We start from the raw sequence: 19,802 nt of genomic DNA on the forward strand, positions 1-19,802 counted from the left end.
TGCTAACGGGCTGTAATTCGTGACAGAAACGGGACTATATCCGATGATTCGGCTATCTGCCATAGGGGGAAACCCTGATAGTGGAAAAAATACCTCTTATTTTGCATTTATCCAACATCCAGTTGCATTTTGCAATAATCCATCAACGGGTGGCGCCCGGGCTCGGTTGCTTGAGGCACTAGAGCGACGTTGCGCAGCGCCTCCTCTGAGGAGGCTGCGCAGAGTGCGCTGCCCTGGCGCGGCCGGCTCCCGATACGAATGTAGATATAGGTGTAGGTACAGCCCTGCCAAAAAGCAAAATAGACCATATTGGCCGCATCGCACCATCCATACTATGCTGGGCACGTTGAACATTGAGCGGTAATACGGTGTGCCCTATGAATATCCAGCCCTTTTCTCCCGGATGCGGTGCCACCGTGTCCGACATCGCGTTATCCCACGTTGATGCGGCCGCTGCCGCGGCCCTTCGCGCCGCCCTGTTTGAACACGGCGTGCTGTTTTTCCGCGATCAGGTGATCAGCGAAGCCCAGCATATTGCACTGGCAGAGGCACTGGGCGACATCGTATTAAACAAGTTTTTTACCCCTGTAGAGGGCCACCCCCGCATTGCGACAGTATTAAAGGAGGCAGACCAAACCATGAATATCGGTGGCGGGTGGCACACCGATCACTCCTATGAGGCGGCGCCGGCACTGGGCTCCATACTGGTGGCGCGGGAGTTGCCCTCTCACGGAGGAAACACGCAGTTTGCCCACCTCGGCAGAGTCTGCGCCGATTTATCACCGCGCTTTTGGGATATTCTCAACGGGCTCAAAGCCGTGCACTCCAATGAACACCTGTATGGCGAGGGCGGCTATTACCGTGATACCGATCAGTCGAAAAATCTCGGCGGTATGGATGTGGTGGGCTCAGCCGTTCACCCGATGATTATCAGCCACCCTGTCACTGGGCAGCCGGTGCTCTACGTGAACCCCGGGCATACTATCGGCATCGAAGCGCTTGATCACGGCGAAGCGTTCGCCATCCTCAACTACCTGTACGAATTCGCCAGCCAGCCTGCCTATACCTGCAGCTTCGACTGGCAGCCCGGCTCGGTTGCGATTTGGGATAACCGCCTGACCTGGCATCAAGCCGATAATGATTACGCCGGTCAGCGGCGCCTTATGCATCGCATCACACTCGCCGGTGAAGCCATTAGCGCCTGATTGACACCCTTGTGCCCTGCCACGGCGTGGCCTGTGCCCAGGCCTGGGGCCCATTTCGGCGGGTTCCCACGTATCGTACCGGCTCGGGTTATGTCCCTCACTTCGCGAAACCAGTAGACTGTGCGCAACTTATGCGGCTCTGCAAACGGGAGAATAACAACGCCTGATGCAATTGATCGAACGCTATAAAGGCGCACTGCTGGGCCTGGCCGCAGGGGATGCGCTGGGCACCACACTGGAGTTCCGTTCTCCCGGCAGCTTTGAGCCGATCGATGACATGGTCGGCGGCGGCCCATTGAAACTGCCCCCGGGGTACTGGACTGACGATACCTCCATGGCGCTGTGCCTCGCCGAGAGCCTCATAGAGCAACAGGGCTTTGATGCGGCAGACCAGATGACCCGCTATGTTCGGTGGTGGAAGGAAGGGCACCTAAGCTCCACAGGGAGCTGCTTTGATATCGGCAATACGGTAAAGCAAGCCCTGCACAGTTTCCGCGATAGCGGCAACCCCGTTGCAGGCTCTACTGATAAAAACAGCGCAGGCAACGGCTCACTCATGCGGCTTGCGCCACTGCCACTGGCCTTCCGACAGAATGATGCACAGCGCTGGCAGCAGGCGGCTAACAGTTCGGCAACCACCCACGGTGCCCGCGCCTGCCTCGATGCCTGTGGGCTGTATAGCGAGTTGATTGTGCGTGCGCTGGACGGCGCATCACGCGCTACTATTCTGGATACCGCCTCTATCCCCCCCGAGCTATTCACCGATGACAGCAACAGCGACATTCTCGCGATTGCGAAAGGGTCATACACCCAAAAAATGCCGCCAGAGATAAAAGGTACTGGCTATGTCGTAGATGCTATCGAAGCGGCGTTGTGGGCTTTTCACCACAGCGATAGTTTCGAGGAAGGCGCGCTTATGGCGGTCAACCTCGGCGATGACGCCGATACCACCGGTGCCATTTTCGGCCAACTTGCCGGCGCTTTTTACGGCGAGTCGGGTATTCCCGCTGCGTGGCGCGAACGGCTCACGCAACACAATCTGATTACCGAGTATGCGGAGCAACTGTGTGCACTGTCAGAGCGACTCTGACGTACTGCACTCAATTCGAACAGGAGAGCGACGATCATGAAAAGAATACAACGTACCACCGCGCTGTTATTTACAACGTTGGCTCTCGGCGCTCTGTCAGGCTGCGGCGCTCCTGCGCCTATTGAGGGCTGCGAAGCGGTCGGCGATATCCAGCCCCACTGTCAGATGCAGGCACCAGAGGATATCGCCGCACTGAATGACGGACGTTACCTGCTGCTCGCTCATTTTGGCGGCATGGATGAAGGCGCCGGCAGCATCTCCCTGTTCGATACCCAGACCGCGCAACGCAAACCATTATTCCCCAGTGCGACTGCAGCAGGGCCAGCGCAGGAACTCTGGGGCGACGCGTCCTGTACAACACCGCCCGGCGAGGCGTTCAGCCCCCACGGCACGCACCTGCACCAACTCGATGACGGTCAATGGCGCTACCTAGTGGTGAATCACGGCAGCCGTGAGGCCGTCGAATTGTTTGAATTGGATAACGCCGGTGGTGACAGCACCTTGCGCTGGCGCGGTTGTGTTTTCGCGGCACCCGACACGTTCATGAACGATGTGGTGGGCCTCGACAACGGCGATGTTATCTACACCCGCATGTTCAAAACCGGAGGCGGCTGGGAGTTGGTGAAGAGCCTCGCGGGGATCCCCTCTGGCGATGTATGGCGCTGGAACCAGGATACCGGGTTGCGAGTACTGCCGGGCACGGAAGCCGCTCAGCCCAATGGCATCGAAATAAGCGAGGACAACCGCCACGTGTTCGCCAATATGTATCTGGAGAAAGAGGTGTGGAAGCTGGATGCGGATACTGGCGAGGTGTTGGCAACCGCTTCCCTGTCGAATGCGGATAACAGTGCCTGGGGCACCGATGGGCGCCTGTGGATTGCTTCCCACACTTCTGTGCTGGAACTGATCGCCTGCTTCGAGGTGAAGGAACAGCCTTGTGGTGCGGCGTTTGAGATTATCGCGCTCGACCCGGAAGATATGAGCACAGAAGTTCTCTTCGCATGGGAGGGAGCTCCTATGGGCGCGGCAACCGTTGCCGTACCGCAGAATGGACGTGTGTACATGGGTTCATTTGCCGGGGATCGACTGGTTTCAGTACCCGACTTCACCGCTCAATAAAGGCAAAGGCAGTGCCTCGGAGATTACCGGTCCGGGGCACACCAGTGGGGCTTCACAACTGCCCTACACTGATCTCAGTGCGTACTGAAAACCTGCACTTTTACCCCTCTTTTATGCATTGTACTGCCCAGTGCTATCCACTAGACTGCGCATCCTTCCCGTCGTCGCATAACAACACTACCCCCGTCGATCGGTCCTGAATTTTACTTTGCGACGCGCCTCTCACGTTGGCGGGCGCCGCCTGTTGACGTGAGCGTAATATGTTCGAATTCCACCCCAGCAAGATAGCAACGATTAAAAATGACCTGCTATCGGGCCTGACCGTCGCACTGGCACTGGTGCCCGAGGCGGTTGCTTTTGCCTTCGTCGCGGGTGTTGAACCGCTGGTCGGGCTTTATGCAGCGTTCATGGTGGGCCTCATCACCGCTTGTATTGGTGGTCGTCCCGGCATGATATCAGGCGCCACTGGCGCACTGGCCGTGGTGATGGTCGCACTGGTTGCCGATCATGGCGTTGAATACCTGTTCGCTACCGTCGTACTCATGGGCTTACTGCAAATAAGCGCGGGCATTCTCAAGCTGGGCAAATTCATACGCATGGTGCCCCACCCCGTCATGCTGGGTTTCGTCAACGGACTGGCTATCGTGATTTTTCTGGCGCAGCTGGGTCAGTTCGGTACAGCGGGAGAACCGGGCTGGCTGCACGACACCTTTCTCGCAGGCTCTACGGTTGATGTCGCATGGTTGCAGAGCTCAGAGCTGTCCATGATGCTGGCACTGGTTGCACTGACTATGCTGATCATCCATTTTTTACCCAAACTCACCTCTGCGCTGCCCTCTTCTCTGGTCGCCATACTGGTGATCAGCGGACTGGTATTCGGTCTGGACCTGGACACCCGCGTTGTCGGGGACGTGGCGTCTATCAAGGGAGGACTGCCCAGTTTCCATATACCCACCGTGCCTCTAAATTGGGACACGCTGACGATCATTTTCCCCTATGCCATGATCCTGGCGACCATTGGCCTGATCGAATCCCTGTTAACACTGCGCCTGGTCGATGAGATCACCGAGACGCGCGGCCACGGCAACATAGAGTGCGTCGCCCAGGGCGTCGCCAATACCACCACCGGGCTGTTCGGCGGTATGGGCGGTTGTGCCATGATCGGCCAGAGTATGATCAACGTAAACTCTGGCGGTCGCGGCCGCCTGTCGGGTATTACCGCCGCACTGTCGCTGCTATTTTTCATTCTGGTCGCATCGCCACTGATCGAGCAAATTCCCATTGCAGCGCTTATTGGCGTGATGTTTATCGTGGTGATTGGCACCTTTGAATGGAGTAGCTTTCGTGTGCTGGGTAAGGTTCCCGCCAGTGACGCTCTGGTTCTGGTGCTGGTCTCTGCGGTTACCGTCGCGACTGATCTCGCCGTTGCAGTGGTGGTCGGGGTTATCGTATCCGCTCTTGTTTTTGCTTGGGAGCACGCCAAGCATATCTCCGTCGAGGTACGAGAGGACCACAAAGGATCTACCGTGTACGGTGTGCATGGCCCCCTGTTTTTTGGCTCAGTCACCTCGTTTCTTGAGCAGTTCGATCCGACCGAAGACAATGACGACGTGGTGATCGACTTCGCGCAGTCCCGAGTAGCGGATCACTCCGGTCTGGAGGCTATCGACACCCTCGCAGAGCGCTACCTCAATGTGGGCAAAACGCTGCACCTCGTGCACCTGAGCGAAGAATGTCGCAGGCTGCTGCGCAGGGCAGGCGCTTTGGTGGAGGTCAACGTGATCGAAGATCCGCGGTATTTCGTGGCGGACGATGTGCTTGGCTAGGGCGTCCTGTCGCTCAGCCCTCCCTCAACTGGAGCGCACCGCGCTCTGCTGCGACCAGCCATGGTGCCATTCCGCGCAAACTCTATTTATCACTGCGCTTGTTCTGTTCGACCTGCGGGGATGCGCGCTCTTTCAGTGATACTCAGTAAACTCGCATTTGGCCCGCGCAACGGTATACTCGTTGTTTGAAACGATGATTGATACACGGAGAAGCCTTGTGAACCTCGCGACTCAGCAAACGCAACATAGCCAGGCAGGGCTGCTTATACTGATGGCGTGCGCCCTGGTATTGGCAGGCTGCGCCACACCGCTCAACATCACCACCGACTACGACACGAACTACAATTTTTCCGGTGTGCGTAAGATCGCGATCCAACCCATTCTTCGCACACCTGAATCTGCTGCGATGCTGTCGGACATACAGATCGATCGAATCGACACTGCACTGGCCGATGAACTGACTCGCCGGGGTTATCAAATCGTAGACCAAAATTCAGAGGCGGATATGCTGCTTGCATGGCACCTTGTCACACAGGAAAAAACCGATATTCGCTCATACAATACGGCCGGTTATTACAATTGCTGGCGCTGCGCGCCTGTGGCCGACGTAACAGTTCGCCAATATACGCAGGGCACCTTTATCGTCGACCTGATCGACCCGGCACAAATGCGTTCCAAGTGGCGCGCAACCTATGTGTCGCGTATGGGTCGGGAAAAAGATGCCGCCAAGGCTGCGGAAGAACGACGCAAAACTGCGGCGGCGATTTTTGCTGACTTCCCACCCGGATATAACGCCACTGTCACCCACTGACTACCTGCAGCCGCCTAATCGCCAAACAGGTCAATAGTGACCCGCGTGGGCGGCACCTCACCCAGCAAATAAATATACGGGGCCGTTTTCGAGGAATCAGGGGCAGCCTCCGCAGCTGGCGCGAATTCGGGATACTCTGCGGATTCCTGCACGTAGTTCGGTATCTCATCAATGAACGTCTCCAACAGACGCGCGATTGGCAGAGGCGTGTCACGCAGCGCAAACCGGCTGCCGGGATACTTTACGGCAAACAGCGTTGAAAAACCGGCACGGTAATCGGCAACGCTCAAATCCTGCACGTGCTCAGAAAGATACTGATACCGACCGATCCGTGAACCATGGTCTCCGTGCAGCACAATAACAGCTCGGTCATAGACGCCGCGGGCTTTCATATCGGCAAACAACGATTGCAATGTATCCAGAGCGCAGTCGATCTGAGCGAAGTAGAGGCCATTGCGGACTTCATAGACATCGCCTTGCAGGGGCGGCTCCTCCAGCGTCCGGGCGGACGTGAGCAGAGGCGCGTGGTCATAACTGACCGTGCAGCCTGGCTGGTAGATGTAGGGGCCATGTGGAATCAGTGCGTGTGCGTAGAAATAGTTGCCCCGGGGGCGCTCCGCAATGTCTTTACTCAACACGTCAAAAAGGGCGGGATCGTAATTTGCCACTTCTATCACCGCGGTCCATTCCGTATTTTCTATCATTCTCTTTGCTACTCGCGACTGGCTCAGCAGAGTCTTCAACAGCGCATAAAAGCGCATACGGGCATCTCCAGCACCAAGCACAGATCGAATATTGGGTTGATCATGTTGCCAGCAGCGATCAAGACTGGTCGGGTTAGACCGACACATATCGATGTGCCCCGTCTGGTAAATGTTGAGCCGATATCCCATCAACTCCATGACAGAAAAAACGGCATTTTCCGGCAGTATATGCTGCTCACCCGATAACTTCTGCAATCCAAACGAAAGATCAAACGTATGGCCGAAGTTCATCGCCGAGTAAACGGATTCTCCCGTTCGGGCAAAACGACTGTAAGCGTGTGTGTAGAGCTCGAAATCGTTGGCCTCGAAGAACGTCAGCATTTTTTTGCGAATGATCTTGGAGGCCGGATAATCTGGCAGTCCGGCAAGTCCAATAAATCCATCCAGAAGAATATGCACGACTGGGGCAAGACTCTTGTTAGCCTTGGCAGCATTCTCGACAGGCCGGTCAAGGTGGGGCTCCAATCGACTATCGAGCCACGCACCCAGCAGAATTGCGGCAAGTATGTAAACGCCCACCCGCCGCAGCCGCTGCTTGAACACCAGCAACACTCCGCCAATGGCAATAAGACCTGCAACAAGGCCGCTGAGCGAGGGGTTAAGCTGCAGTACAAATACCAGAAATAAGGCGAGAGCGGTCACCAGATTCGATATCGCCGGGCTGATACGTGAGCACAGCAGGCCGACGCACAGCGCTGTAACGAAAAGAATACCCAGCAGCCACATCACTTCAAGCGAGAAGACCGGGTAGTCCCTGCGCCATAAAAAACTGAACAGTGGATAAGTAAACAAGAGCACAAAAAAAACGGTGTTTGTCGTCATTTCTCGAGAGGCCATCAACCTTCTCCTGGTTCTCATTCACCCATTTTCCTATACCGTTAGCTACCGCACATAGCATACAGTCTGGGTCATTGCCGACAAGTACGATAATGCTGTATCACGCAAATACGACCGTGTTCTGGCACGACAACGCGCCCTCTGCTAGTGTGGTTATCATTCGTAAACCTACCGATGGCCGATCGCGGGGCAATACATCACGTCATGTCCTCCTACCTTTTTATTTTATGTCCGCCCTACTCCGGCTCAACGCTACTGTGGAAACTGATATCCACATCCGCACAGGTGTCATCACTGCCCACAGAGGGACAAATGCTGCCCGAGTTGCAGGACGTTATGCGCGAAAAACCATGGGACAAGCAACACACGCTGCCCTGGACGCACATCAAACAGGTTTGGGACAAGCACTGGAACGCAGAAAAACCGCTGTGGTTGGAAAAAAGTCCACCCAACATAATTCGCACCAATGAGATTCAGCAGCACTTCACGCCCGCCCAATTCATTATCATGGTGCGCAATCCGTACGCGCAGGCAGAGGGTCTTATGCGACGTAATCACTGGCCGGCGAAACGCGCGGCGAATTTCGCCCTCATGTGCCTGCGCACCCAGTTGGAAAACTCCAAACTGCTAAAAAACGCACTGGTATTAACATACGAATCCTTGGTCAGCGATCCCGCAGGAACCTGCGCTCACCTGGCTCAATTCATTCCTGCTCTCAGCGACATTAATCATAAGGCCAGTTTCGAGGTACATTCTATCGACGGCACACTCACGCGCCCTATTACCGATCTGAATATGAAGAAGATCGAGTCCCTTCCTCCACATACTCGCGATACGTTTACTCAGGCTTTCAAGGAGGACGCGGCGCTGCTGAACGACTGGAACTATGACCTGATGGTCTGATGGTCTGATGGTCTGATGGTCTGATGGCCTGATGGCCTGATGGTCTCAAACGCAGTTTTTCTGCGTAGAAAAATGTCCGCAAGCGATTAAGGTCGCAACCTATTGGAACGACAGTAGCGCGCCCTGTACTGTGATACCCATCCAAGGCACTATGCACTGGGTCGCCTATCAGCGACTCACAAAAAGTCACCCAGCGACAACGCCGGAGAACCCATAGCAATGACAAAATCGAGTGCACCCTGTAACCAGCACTTTGTGCTGGCCTCGCGACCACAGGGCGAGGTAAAGCCCACAGACTTTAACCTCGTCGATAGGCCGATGCCGCAACCCGGCAAGGGCGAGGTGTTGGTAGAAACCACCTACCTCGCGGTAGAACCCGCAATGCGCGGGTGGATGGAAGACCGCGAAAGCTATGTGCCCCCGGTAAAAATCGGCGAACTCATGCGCGGTCAGGGTACCGGTGTGGTAATCGAATCGGACAACCCGGCGCTACCGGTTGGCACAGCGGTGTCGGGCATGATCGGTTGGCGTCGCTACCTGGTGAGCGACGGACGCAACACCCCCCTGCAAAAACTGCCCGAGGCCACTGTGCCCGCCACGGCGCTTAATGTACTCGGACTGACAGGCCTCACCGCCTGGTTTGGCATGCTGGATGTAGGCGTCCCCAAAAAAGACGATACGGTGCTGGTTTCGGGTGCGGCAGGCGCCACCGGTTCGGTCGCCGGGCAACTGGCGCGCATTGCCGGTGCGCGCGTGATCGGCATTGCCGGAGGCAAGGACAAGTGCGCATGGCTAACGCAAGAGCTGGGATTTGACGCTGCCATTGACTACAAATCTGAGGATACCGCAGGGCGCGTGGCAGCGCTGTGCCCCGGCGGCATCGATGTCTATTTCGACAATGTCGGGGGCGAGATTCTCGACATCGCCCTCGACAACCTCGCGATGCACGCGCGGATAGCACTGTGTGGTGGTATTTCTCGGTATAACGAAAGCGGGCCTCTGCCCGGCCCCGTCAACTACTTTAACCTCATTTACAAGCGCTCCCGAATGGAGGGTTTTCTGGTGATGGATTACGCCAAGCGTTTTCCAGAAGCCATCACCGGATTGGTGCAATATCTTGAGAGCGGGGAATTACGGCACAGAGAAACCGTATTCGACGGGTTTGAGCAGATGCCTGATGCTCTGATCAATTTATTCCGCGGCGGTAATATCGGTAAACAGTTAGTAGCGGTGAAACCGTGAGTACGCATGGACATTATTAACTACAGCGCATCGTATAAACTGTTGGCGCTGGCGCGCGGTCATCCCTATGAGCGTGACGCCTACGCTGCACTGTTGAGTGGTCTTGAAGAGTTTGACGTATGCCATGTGGAACAACCCGTTGCACAACGAGTGTTGGGGCCCGCGGCGGCTGAGGAATTCGACGCCATCGTGTGCTACGACATGCCCGGCGTGGACTTTACCAGCGCAGACGCACCGCAGCTGCTTAGCCCGTCGGCACGCTTTCGCGAAAACTATCTCGACATGCTGGATGCCGGCGTCGGGATGGTGTACCTCCACCACGCGATCGCGGCCTGGCCCGCCTGGCCCGCGTATGCGGAAATTGTAGGCGGTCGCTTTCATTATCGCCCTGCTACCCTGCGCGATCGGCAATGGCCCGATTCCGGATATTGTCACCAGGTGAACCATCGCATTTCAAAACTGCGCGATCACCCTGTTACGCAGGGCATTCCAGACAGCTTTGAAATGACTGACGAGCTATACCTTTGCCCGGTGTTCGAAGACGACGTTATTCCACTACTGGCCAGCGACTATTGTTTCGAAGACGACCATTTCTACTCTGCTGCCAGCGCCGTGGGCGGTACCATGTACAGCCGCGAGGGCTGGACTCACCCCAAGGGCAGCCATTTTGTAGGCTGGGTAAAACGCCAGGGTAACAGCCCAATCGTCTACCTGCAGGGAGGCGACGACGGCGCAGCAATGTCCAATAAATATTTCCGGCAACTGGTGCACAACGCAGTACGCTGGGTAAGTTCAGAGGCTGCACACGCATGGGCGCGCAGTAATTCTACCTAGGTTTTTCGATGCGCCGACCACCAGGCCTTAATGGCTATCGGGTAGGCGTCCGCAGCTGCCTTGACTGCATCGCTGTCAGCTTCAGAGACCACGCCTTCCTCTGTTGCCGGCAGGGGCGAGGCCTGCTGCACCGGGTCGATGACTTCCAGATCGAGATCCGCGATACAGCGTGCAAAACGGGCCATTTCTCCCTCATGGTGGTCGCTAGCCTGATGTCGCCAGAAAGTAAGCGCGTCCTTGAATGACAGCAAGCAATAATAAAACCCCGGCTCGCTGCCCCGCCAGTACTCGTAACGCAATACCCCGTCCTCGGTGGCATGTGTCTGCCGGTACATATAGGCCATCACTTCCTCGAACTCCTCTTCCTGGCCCGTGTGAATCTGAATTTTTGCCAGCAGTGTACTCATCGCACGGTTTCCCCTCTTCAAGACAATCCAAGACGCTAACAAGCAAATGGCTACAGGTCCAGATATCGATCGTTAGGGCACGTCTTCAACGGCACCACGCCTGGTATGAAAGCCGCAATGATTTACCGACCACGCGGACTTGCCTGCGCGGACTGCGCGGAATAAGGTGCTGACTACACCGAACGCGGATTGCACACAGGAGGGACACCCATGCCAAAAGCGGACTATGACATGCTGCACTTGACCGGTGATTGGCTGTGCGACGTCGAATTGCTTCCCGCGCCGGACAGTCCCGGCACAATAGATTCACCCTGGGGGGCGACCAATATAGGCTACATCGCCAGCGGTGACTTCAGTGGCCCCGGGCTCACCGGACACGTATTACCGGGCGGCGGTGACTGGCCGGCACTCTCTCTCGACGGACAAAATTCTTACCAGGTCAATGTCAGAGCCGTATGGCAGACTGAAGACAATGCACTAATCTATGTGCAGTACTACGGTTTCATCGACGTGCCGAAGCACTTGCTGGAATCCGGGATAGCGATGTCAGACCTCGACCCATCCAGTTATTACTTTCGCACGGCACCGACCTTTCGCACCGGTGATAAACGCTACAGTTGGCTGAATAAAATTCTTGCTGTCGGTATCGGGCGATTCACACCGGATGGATTGGGCTACCGCATATTCCAAATCAACTAAGCCGCACGCTTGAAGCGTAAATTCAGCGATAGCGTGCCAAGCATTATTCCCGGTTGATGCTCAAAGGCATTGTCCGGTGCATATTCAATGCTATCCAACCGGCTGCACAGCTGCTGCCAGGCCACAACCTGCTCTACCCGTGAAATGCCTGCCCCGGGGCAAGTGCGCGGACCCTGCGAAAATGTCAGGTGATTGCCGAGGGACTTACGATCGAGCTTTAACTCGTACGGACACTCATATTGTTTTGGATCGACGTTACCCGCTCCAAATCGAATATGTAAAATAGAACCCGCCGGGACTGTCACGCCCTGAAACACCTCTTCCCGAGTTGTTAACCGTGTCGACAGACCCTGTGTGGGTGCCCGCAAGCGCATCGACTCCTCAGTGAAAGCTCTTATCGCACTGTTGTTCGCCTTGATCGTATTAAACAACCCCGACTGCTCGCACAGTAATTGTGCCTCCTCTTCAAGGGCATACTGCGTGGTTTCCAGTCCGCCCAGCACCATGAAATAGATAATGCCGTAGACTTCCTCGTCGGTCAGCTTGCGATTGAGCGCCTTGTATTTAACTTGCGTCAGCTCACTAATCATATCGTTCTGCGGCTGTCGCCGTTTTTTTGCTACCTGATCGGCGAGGTAGTCGGCAAAGCCATCGAGCTGCTTTGCCTGCAGCAACATGCTCTCCTCGTCGAGCATATTCATATGCCCTTTGCCATAAACATACTGCATAACCTGCGCATTACCCCAGAGCGCAAGCTGGCCTACATCCTCTGGTGGAAACCCCAGCACATTGGCCATTACACGCTGGGGTAAGGCGCGCGCAAACTCGTCCACAAACTCAACCGTACCCCATCCATCGCCATCATTACGATCTATCCACCGATCAATCAGCTCATCTGCCACCGCACGTATCATTGCCTCATGCCGCTTGGCACCGGGACCTACCCATGGATCTGTAAGCTCCTGCCGATGAGCGCGCCATAGCGCTGCCGTTGGTCGCAATGTGCGCACGGAGTCCATGGCCAGGTCGAAACGGGACGCGTCATTCGGGAGCTGCTCGCCTTGATCCAGCATCGACTGCATCTCTTCGACTTTCATGGTCATCAGAGGCGTAAAGCGCTCGGGGTCCTTCACAACACGCTCTATATCCTCGTAGCTATTCAGGACAAAACCGTCACCCTTGCCATCGATTCCCTCCCCCGGAAGGCGCAGCACCGGCGCTTCCCGATGGAGTATGGGGTAAGCCTCGTACCAGTGCTCCTGAGCACCAGGCGCAAAGAGATCGATATCCTCAAGCGTGTGAGGGCAGGACAGCGGTGACTGGTCATGATTCGGAGTCTTATTATTCATAGTGTTAGCATTTTATCTCCGGGTCGTCATCATAACGTAAAGTTAATCTCAAAGTGTTGATCTGCCCCACCGCTTACCCTGCGGGTTTTATGGGCGACACGCAGTCGCGACAGGCAAGTAACCCTGTTAAGGAATTCGAGCGAACTTACGTGCGGCGCAGATAGCGAGAGGGAGAGACGTCAATTGGTGAACTCGATCCAGCTCGTAGGAATATTTTCCTCGACGAGTTGGTTAATGCTGATACTGATAAAGCCATTCTCTGCAGCGACATCGCTGGCAAATCGCGACTTGCGACTACTGCGGGCAATCACCATCGCCCGCGGGTACTTGCGCCGAATCCACAAAGCCGTGCGCAGGTTATCTTCTTCAAGACCTGTTCCCAGAACAAATGCCGCATTCTCGCCATCCGGCTTGATATCGATTTCGTCTTGCACCCTTTGCCACACTTCCGGGTGAGAGATATCTCCCTCGAACACTTCCCTTCGGTAACCCTCATCAAATGACATTTGCTCTTCTGCCACAAGAATGCGGCGGTGAGCGTCACGCTCCAATATGGCAACCGTCTCCAGTTCGTCTGCTGCGTCGCGCTGCAGTTCTTCGAGAATGGTCTGACCGAAACGTCCAAAACCCGCGATAATCACCACATCCTTATCGCGCGTTTCGCGGAACTGTTGCAACATGCGATCCCGCACTAACCCTTTTGCAGCCAAATGGTAGGTATTAAACGTCTCACAGCTCCTGGACACCAATGTGTTTTGCATGGCCCGCATAAACCGCAGTCGGACACAGTGAATGACGATGCGCTCGCCGATTCCCGGCACCATCGCTAACAGAGTGCTGGCCGCTTCATAGCTACGCAGGCTGTTATCCGCGAGCAGAAGAATTTTGTGCGCCCGCTCCACGTGCAACTGGCGCAGAAAAAACTCATGGGTAATATCACCCACGACGGTGACTGCTCCCAGTCCCTGCTCAAACTCATCCAGCACAGACTGCTCTGGCGTCTCCCGGGACACGACAACCACTGGTATGTTCGGGCTGTGCCGCCTCAGCACGCGGAGATAACTGAGGGAGAGCTCCCCCGCACCCACGATGACCACATGATTCTTGATACGTCGCAGCTTCCAACTCTGGGGCGCCAGCGCTCGCAACAAGGCGCCTATCAGAGTAGAGGCCGCAAGAATGGGTGCGCCAAAATAAGAAATCCAAACCAGCACCCGGCCAAACAAGGGTCCACCATAGGGCGTCCCGAGATCGACCCCACCGACCACGAAGAGACTGAGACTGTAGTAAGCCTGGGTCAGTAGACTGGCACCCGCCACCTCAGGGCGCTCGGTGACAGACACCCCCGAAGCAAAACCGATCAGGGCCGCGGCGAAAAAAAACAGGGCGCCGGCAGGACGCCAGGGAAATTTAGACTTTTGCAGGCTGGAACCGCTCATGCCCCCATGATACCCGACAGCGCGGGCACCTGGGTGGCTGAACAGGTGGTATTATTGGGATAGCGCCAGACCCCGGGATTGCGCTTTTTCCCACATCCGCAAATACCCCTCCGCCGACTTGAACAGCGGCTCAAGCTCCTCGTCGGTAGCTCCGTCACGGCGCACATCTTCGATGAGCTCCGCTACCAGCCCCAGATGCACCATACCCTCGGTATTAAAGTCCAGCGTCCGATTCCCCACTACCGGCTGCTCAAGAGTGATATCTCCGGCATAGGACTTAAAGGGATAGGTAATACCCTCATCTGTCTGCGGATCTGAACAATTGGCGCGCTCACCAAAGCGCGGGCTTGGCGCGCCAGCAAAACCGTTCAGGTCAAAACCGAAGCCCTCCGCCGGAAATGCGCCCTTCTCTTTCATCAACGCTATCCGCGACTGAAATCCGTCATCCATCGTCGCCGGTGTAGATGCTGAGCGGCAGCGCCCAAAGTTAAACTTTGACATGCCACCCAACGCGTAAATTTCACCGTTCTTGTTACGGCCGTGCGTTCCGATAGCCGGGTAGTCGTTTTCCTCAAGTATTTCAAAAGCCCGCTGATAGCTCTTGCGAGGCAGGTGATCAACCTCGAGAATCATGCCCCGCTTCATCATTTCCTCAATGAGGAATTCGCCCAGATCAGTGAGGCCATGCTTCTGGCAATACTCCCCGTCCAAAGAGTCTGCACCGAGCAATAGGTTCGAAAACTGGAACAAGGTACCCACTGGATCATCCGCATAACCGCTCATATCGAACAGCGGTTGCGAATCATAGATGTCCCTTGGCTGATTGAGGCCGGCAAAAACAACACCACCACTGTCAAATCCACCCGAAAATTCCAATAGCTCTTCGGGGCACTCCACATAGTTATTGTAATGCCCGGTATGACTGAAGTTGCCGATATCGATAATACCGCGGTCCCCGTCTCCCGCGGAGAACCCATTGTCATATTTGTGCACGGGAAACAATGCGCGTACGCCACGATCGTGGTATTCATCCAATTTCGCCAGCACATCGGCTTCGGTGCAGGCGCTGAAATCGCCAAACGGCACCAGGTAACAATCAAAGAGATCTGACGTCTCGATACCCAAGACCACCGCGAGGTTGCCCGCCTTTATCTCCTCGCGGGCTTCTGCCGGACTAAACACGATGCGGAACCAACCCTCGCCGGGGCCACCTTCCTGAGCATCGATATAACGCTCCATGGCGTAGGTTGCCTCAATAATTCTATCGACGTTCACCATGTCGTTACAGTCGAACCGACGCGGTTGCGCGCCGACCCCCGTAGTCAACTGGCACAGAATTTCATTCGTGGTGGCGTGTTGTATCAACAGTCGCAAGCCAGAGAGGTAGGCGCGCTCCAACCACTTGTAGTACTGCACCTGGTGAGTGGCGCTGGAGGGTGCCGCTGGCCACTCGGTAAAGACCGGGTAACCCTCTGTATCGTGATCTTTTTCGGGCAGCTCACCCGCAACCAGCGCCACCAACAATGCATCAAGATCACCTCCGGAAAAGCTCGAACCCATAATGTCCCGGCGTCCCTCTTCCCCGTGCACCAGGTCGCAGTCCGGCAGGGCATGCTCCACCCCCAGCGGGTGAAACGGTGCACCATGGAATGTGCCACCACCACCGAAGGCGAGATTGGTAAAGAGATGGGCATGACTTTCAACAAAACCAAAAACAGAGCCATCCTCAAACTCCGTAACCGTGACTTCACCGCTGGCATCAAGCGTCAACTCTGGAAACTCTGCACAGTCTGTTTGCAAGGCCAACAACAGGGAAGCGGCTTGATCTTCCGTGACCATTGCGCCCTCGCTCCCAATATAGGCACCAGACTTGATATGCTGCAGCTGGTAGCGCCCATTAGCCGTTGTATAAAGCTGCCATTCGCCCTCTGACTGCATGCGGTCTTCAATCACTACCTCGCCATCGACCACGCCGGTGTCTGAGGCCAGCTGCGTCGCAAGCAGCAGCACGTCCCCGTTTGAGACCAGGTAGTTTCCCACCCGGTCGTAGATCAGGTACTTGCCCAAATCAGACGGTCGCAACAGAAAACGACCCGCATCAGATAGATCTGCAACGCCTACACCGGTTAAATCTGACTCCCATCCTGCACCTGCGCCACCCGCGTCATCGTCGGGGATGACGGGCGTGCCGCTGATGTAATATTTGCCCTCATCCGGGGAGATCGCCACACAGGCATTCGCCGCCTCGTAAACTGACTCTCCAGGGAGAGCAGCGATAGAGACAGCACCCGTACCGCTACCATTATCACTGCTGTCGCTGCAGGCAGCGGTCATCAGGGTAATACACAACAGGCTGACAAATTTTGTGAAAGGAGAGTTCATGGCGCACTCGCTATCAAATCATGAGACCGACAGCATACCCTGCAAAGGCGGATTTGTTTAGACCCGCACAGGCACCTGTCCTAGATATTGACCCAGGGGTTGATCATAAAGTGCAGCGGCCCCTCGTATTTCAGCACATGTTTGGCCTCGGGCTCCAGAAAGGGCGCCCAATGGGTCAGATCACGGATAGTGACAGATTTCAGCGGAATACTGCGTACCGGCGCATCAATCATACTGGCATCGTAGTACGTCCGGTCGTAAATACCATTGCGCCAATAAATTGTGTCGTTCGCAATAATCCATTCCTTGTGAACCGCTACCGACGGATCGTCATCCGCCATTACGAAACCGGAGCGAAACAGGTCACCCTCGTTGGAGGCCACCAGAGTATCAACACGATTAGCCGTTATAACGTGCTCTACCCTGTCCGGCTGGGTAAATAAATTCACGGGGTCCATAGAACCGCTGCCGCAACGGGCCTCTAAGACCATATACCGTGGCTTGCCCTCTGAGTCCCGGATATAGGTCGACCACTCCGCGCGCAGGCCACTGACAAGGCCGCTGACCCGGTAGACGTTCAGCGTTAGCAACAGATCGGGCTCTTCGACTTCCAGGCACCGTATGGGCGCCAGTTCAAGACCACGGGCGAGATTAATATAGCGGGAAAATGCATCTTGTCGATCAGGACGAATACGGAAATTGAAGTATACCGAGCAAGGCTGCGCTTCTACGGTAAAGGCAATAGTGGGTTGCACCTTGCCCAGCAGTATCATGAAGGCATCGCGCAGCGCCAGCATCGAGTAAAGAAGACGTTTGAGAATACGCCTTCCGATGCGCGCGGGGTTGGTGACGGGCAACACGATGCTCGACCTCTTTTTCTGCCGGGCAGGCTATGCAATCAGCCCCGTGCTGACGCGGCCTCCGCTTTTTCACGAAAAGACTGACACTCCGCGGTTTCCGACGACGCCAAATCCTGTATCTGTGCGCAGGTAAGCGATTCCATACTGCGCATACAGCCAATGGCGGGGCCGTACAGAGGACTTCCCTCGGGCACCTTTCCGACGACACGGCTTTGTATATTGCTACACATATTGTTCAGTATGGGTTCCATCATTCCCCGCACTTCCGGAGTCATATCCTCCTCTGCCATTTGCGCCATAGCGCACACTTTTACTTTTTCACAGAACATTTCCGCCGCAGCGGTCATTTCATCACCCCAGGTTAGGGGCGTCACTAACAGGGTAATCCACAGCACAACGGCGCGTCGTAACATACGTTTCTCCTTCTTCCGGAACCTTGAAGATAGCGCAATTAAGCAGGCTTCACCACGCTGAACAGAGTGTGAATTTTTGTAACGCTGCCAATCTCACATTGACCCGCGCCTGAAACAGGCGCAGTATGCGCGCCTGCCTGACGGCACACCTTAAACTATCGAAGTGAAGACCATGCAAGCCACTTTTGCGACACAGACTAGCAAGACCAAGCGCCACGGCTCGATCGCCGTGATGCCGGTCTGCCTGTGGTCGCACAGGTTGGTTTCAGGAAGCACTTGATTTAATCATCATTTAAAAAAGGCCTCCGAGAACCAGATTCCGGAGGCCTTTTTTTTGTTTTCATAAAAACTGCCTCCTCTCTGGTTCCCGGATTAACAGGGACAGGACCGTGAGCAGATCACTTCACAAAAACATCAAGACCATCTACCTACTGGGCTTTTTCAACAGCTTTATGGTGGTAACACCCGTTTACGTGCCGCTGCTGCAGGGCCACGGCCTGTCTATGAGCCAGGTACTGCAAACGCAGGCCCTGTTTGCACTGACCATCGCCCTGTTTGAGGTCCCCTCGGGCTATATCGCAGACACCTGGGGCAGGCGTCGCGCAATCCTGTTGGGATCGGCGTTCTTCGCCGTGGGGTTCCTGTGCTTGTGGCAGGCGGAGTCATTCGTCGATTTCCTGCTGTACGAGGCCATTCTCGGCATAGGTTACAGCCTGATATCCGGCGCGGACCTTGCGCTTCTTTACGATACGGAAGTCTACCTGCGGGAGCAAAAGCTTCCCGGCGGTGCGACAGCGAGCAAGTCTTTGAGCCGCCTCATTTCGGTTGAGGCAGCCGCGTCAGGGATTGCGGGCATTGTTGCCAGTGTTTTGCTGCTGTGGTCTATTGAGACCGTTGTAGCCGCGCAGGCCATTATCTCAATACTGCCCCTGTGCCTGGCATTCCTGCTGGTTGAAGTGCCGCAGCCCAAGGTTGACGTCAGCCATAACAGCAACGCGCGCTCCATTCTCGAGTTGCTGTTGTTTGGCAAGCCCGTGGTGCTGTGGACGGCACTGGCGATCGCCGTATTTGGCCTGTTGGCGGTCTACGTTTTCTGGATTTACCAGAAATACTGGGAGCACCAGGGCATACCCACCGCATGGTACGGCTACATCTGGGCGGCGTTTGCGCTCACAGTGAGCGTCGCCGCACGGTTTGCCAGCACGCTGGAACAGCGCATGGGAACGCGCGGTGTACTTTGCCTGATCGGTGCCCTGCCTCTAATCGGTCTTGCCGGGATGGCGCTGGGCTCCGGCTGGATCGGCGTGGCCTTTGGCTTTGCCTTGCAGGTTTCACGTGGACTGAGCATGAGCCTGTTTTACGAGGCGCTCAACCGACGGGTGCCGGGTAACTTCCGGGCAACGGTTAACTCGCTGGTGAGCTTCGGCGTTAGAGTCGTCTTTATTGGTAGCGGGCCGTTGCTGGGTTACGCGCTGGACAGCATAGGGGTGGTATCCACCCTGTTGTTATTGCTCGCAATCTTTACACCTGCGATAGCGGTGGTGCTGGTGCCACTGCTCCTGCGCATTCGCAGAGAAAAAGTCAGCGAAGAACCGCACATTCTCCACGCGGGGTAAGCGTAG

Annotated in this window: 17 protein-coding genes; 10 read left to right on the forward strand and 7 right to left on the reverse strand. The window is 55.8% G+C overall.

All coding sequences use genetic code 11. The features are described from left to right. Positions 1 to 377: 377 nt before the first annotated feature. The 5 genes from EYC82_RS08660 to EYC82_RS08680 all read left to right on the forward strand — a co-directional run bounded on the left by EYC82_RS08660 (position 378) and on the right by EYC82_RS08680 (position 6,051). Positions 378 to 1,205, forward strand: coding sequence for a TauD/TfdA dioxygenase family protein (locus tag EYC82_RS08660; protein ID WP_279249137.1), 828 nt, complete (start codon positions 378 to 380; stop codon positions 1,203 to 1,205). A 166-nt stretch (positions 1,206 to 1,371) separates the two neighbouring features. Then, a complete protein-coding gene (locus EYC82_RS08665) occupies positions 1,372 to 2,295 on the forward strand; it encodes an ADP-ribosylglycohydrolase family protein (RefSeq protein WP_279249138.1) in 924 nt (307 codons plus the stop codon). Between the two features lie 36 nt (positions 2,296 to 2,331). Beyond that, positions 2,332 to 3,414, forward strand: coding sequence for an SMP-30/gluconolactonase/LRE family protein (locus EYC82_RS08670; RefSeq protein WP_279249139.1), 1,083 nt, complete (start codon positions 2,332 to 2,334; stop codon positions 3,412 to 3,414). Between the two features lie 260 nt (positions 3,415 to 3,674). Next, positions 3,675 to 5,240, forward strand: a complete 1,566-nt coding sequence (locus EYC82_RS08675) for a SulP family inorganic anion transporter (RefSeq protein WP_279249140.1) — start codon at positions 3,675 to 3,677, stop codon at positions 5,238 to 5,240. A gap of 217 nt (positions 5,241 to 5,457) precedes the next feature. Further along, positions 5,458 to 6,051, forward strand: a complete 594-nt coding sequence (locus tag EYC82_RS08680; RefSeq protein ID WP_279249141.1) for a DUF4136 domain-containing protein — start codon at positions 5,458 to 5,460, stop codon at positions 6,049 to 6,051. 14 nt (positions 6,052 to 6,065) lie between these two features. Here EYC82_RS08680 and EYC82_RS08685 read toward each other — a convergent pair whose 3' ends face one another. Beyond that, positions 6,066 to 7,652, reverse strand: a complete 1,587-nt coding sequence (locus tag EYC82_RS08685) for a hypothetical protein (protein ID WP_279249142.1) — start codon at positions 7,650 to 7,652, stop codon at positions 6,066 to 6,068. A gap of 204 nt (positions 7,653 to 7,856) precedes the next feature. On the opposite strand from EYC82_RS08685, the gene EYC82_RS08690 reads away from it, so the two are divergent. From EYC82_RS08690 to EYC82_RS08700, 3 genes are all read left to right on the forward strand, one after another. After that, positions 7,857 to 8,555, forward strand: a complete 699-nt coding sequence (locus EYC82_RS08690) for a sulfotransferase (protein ID WP_279249143.1) — start codon at positions 7,857 to 7,859, stop codon at positions 8,553 to 8,555. 219 nt (positions 8,556 to 8,774) lie between these two features. Further along, positions 8,775 to 9,797 carry an NADP-dependent oxidoreductase gene (locus EYC82_RS08695; RefSeq protein ID WP_279249144.1) on the forward strand — a complete coding sequence of 341 codons (1,023 nt, stop codon included), beginning with the start codon at positions 8,775 to 8,777 and terminating at the stop codon, positions 9,795 to 9,797. Between the two features lie 6 nt (positions 9,798 to 9,803). After that, the gene (locus EYC82_RS08700; RefSeq protein ID WP_279249145.1) at positions 9,804 to 10,631 is read left to right on the forward strand and encodes a ThuA domain-containing protein; all 828 of its coding nucleotides are present in this window, start codon (positions 9,804 to 9,806) and stop codon (positions 10,629 to 10,631) included. Here EYC82_RS08700 and EYC82_RS08705 read toward each other — a convergent pair. Further along, the gene (locus EYC82_RS08705; protein WP_279249146.1) at positions 10,628 to 11,038 is read right to left on the reverse strand and encodes a putative quinol monooxygenase; all 411 of its coding nucleotides are present in this window, start codon (positions 11,036 to 11,038) and stop codon (positions 10,628 to 10,630) included. The two genes, EYC82_RS08700 and EYC82_RS08705, sit on opposite strands and share 4 nt — an antisense overlap. A 210-nt stretch (positions 11,039 to 11,248) precedes the next feature. On the opposite strand from EYC82_RS08705, the gene EYC82_RS08710 reads away from it, so the two are divergent. Then, positions 11,249 to 11,737, forward strand: a complete 489-nt coding sequence (locus tag EYC82_RS08710; RefSeq protein ID WP_279249147.1) for a DUF3237 domain-containing protein — start codon at positions 11,249 to 11,251, stop codon at positions 11,735 to 11,737. On the opposite strand, the gene EYC82_RS08715 is transcribed toward EYC82_RS08710, so the two are convergent. The 5 genes from EYC82_RS08715 to EYC82_RS08735 all read right to left on the reverse strand — a co-directional run bounded on the left by EYC82_RS08715 (position 11,734) and on the right by EYC82_RS08735 (position 18,180). Beyond that, entirely contained in the window at positions 11,734 to 13,086 is a 1,353-nt protein-coding gene (locus EYC82_RS08715; protein ID WP_279249148.1) for a cytochrome P450, read from the reverse strand. The two genes, EYC82_RS08710 and EYC82_RS08715, sit on opposite strands and share 4 nt — an antisense overlap. A 179-nt stretch (positions 13,087 to 13,265) precedes the next feature. After that, a complete protein-coding gene (locus tag EYC82_RS08720; RefSeq protein ID WP_279249149.1) occupies positions 13,266 to 14,525 on the reverse strand; it encodes an NAD-binding protein in 1,260 nt (419 codons plus the stop codon). A gap of 51 nt (positions 14,526 to 14,576) precedes the next feature. Next, positions 14,577 to 16,907 (reverse strand): hypothetical protein, encoded by a 2,331-nt coding sequence (locus tag EYC82_RS08725; RefSeq protein ID WP_279249150.1) that lies wholly within the window; start codon positions 16,905 to 16,907, stop codon positions 14,577 to 14,579. A gap of 80 nt (positions 16,908 to 16,987) precedes the next feature. Beyond that, the gene (locus tag EYC82_RS08730) at positions 16,988 to 17,767 is read right to left on the reverse strand and encodes a hypothetical protein (protein ID WP_279249151.1); all 780 of its coding nucleotides are present in this window, start codon (positions 17,765 to 17,767) and stop codon (positions 16,988 to 16,990) included. A 38-nt stretch (positions 17,768 to 17,805) separates the two neighbouring features. Further along, positions 17,806 to 18,180, reverse strand: a complete 375-nt coding sequence (locus EYC82_RS08735) for a hypothetical protein (RefSeq protein WP_279249152.1) — start codon at positions 18,178 to 18,180, stop codon at positions 17,806 to 17,808. A gap of 389 nt (positions 18,181 to 18,569) precedes the next feature. On the opposite strand from EYC82_RS08735, the gene EYC82_RS08740 reads away from it, so the two are divergent. Further along, positions 18,570 to 19,796 (forward strand): MFS transporter, encoded by a 1,227-nt coding sequence (locus EYC82_RS08740; protein ID WP_279249153.1) that lies wholly within the window; start codon positions 18,570 to 18,572, stop codon positions 19,794 to 19,796. Positions 19,797 to 19,802 lie beyond the last annotated feature (6 nt).

Origin of the sequence: Candidatus Marimicrobium litorale (assembly GCF_026262645.1) — a bacterium.
In the GTDB taxonomy this organism is placed as follows: Bacteria; Pseudomonadota; Gammaproteobacteria; order Pseudomonadales; family Halieaceae; genus Marimicrobium; species Marimicrobium litorale.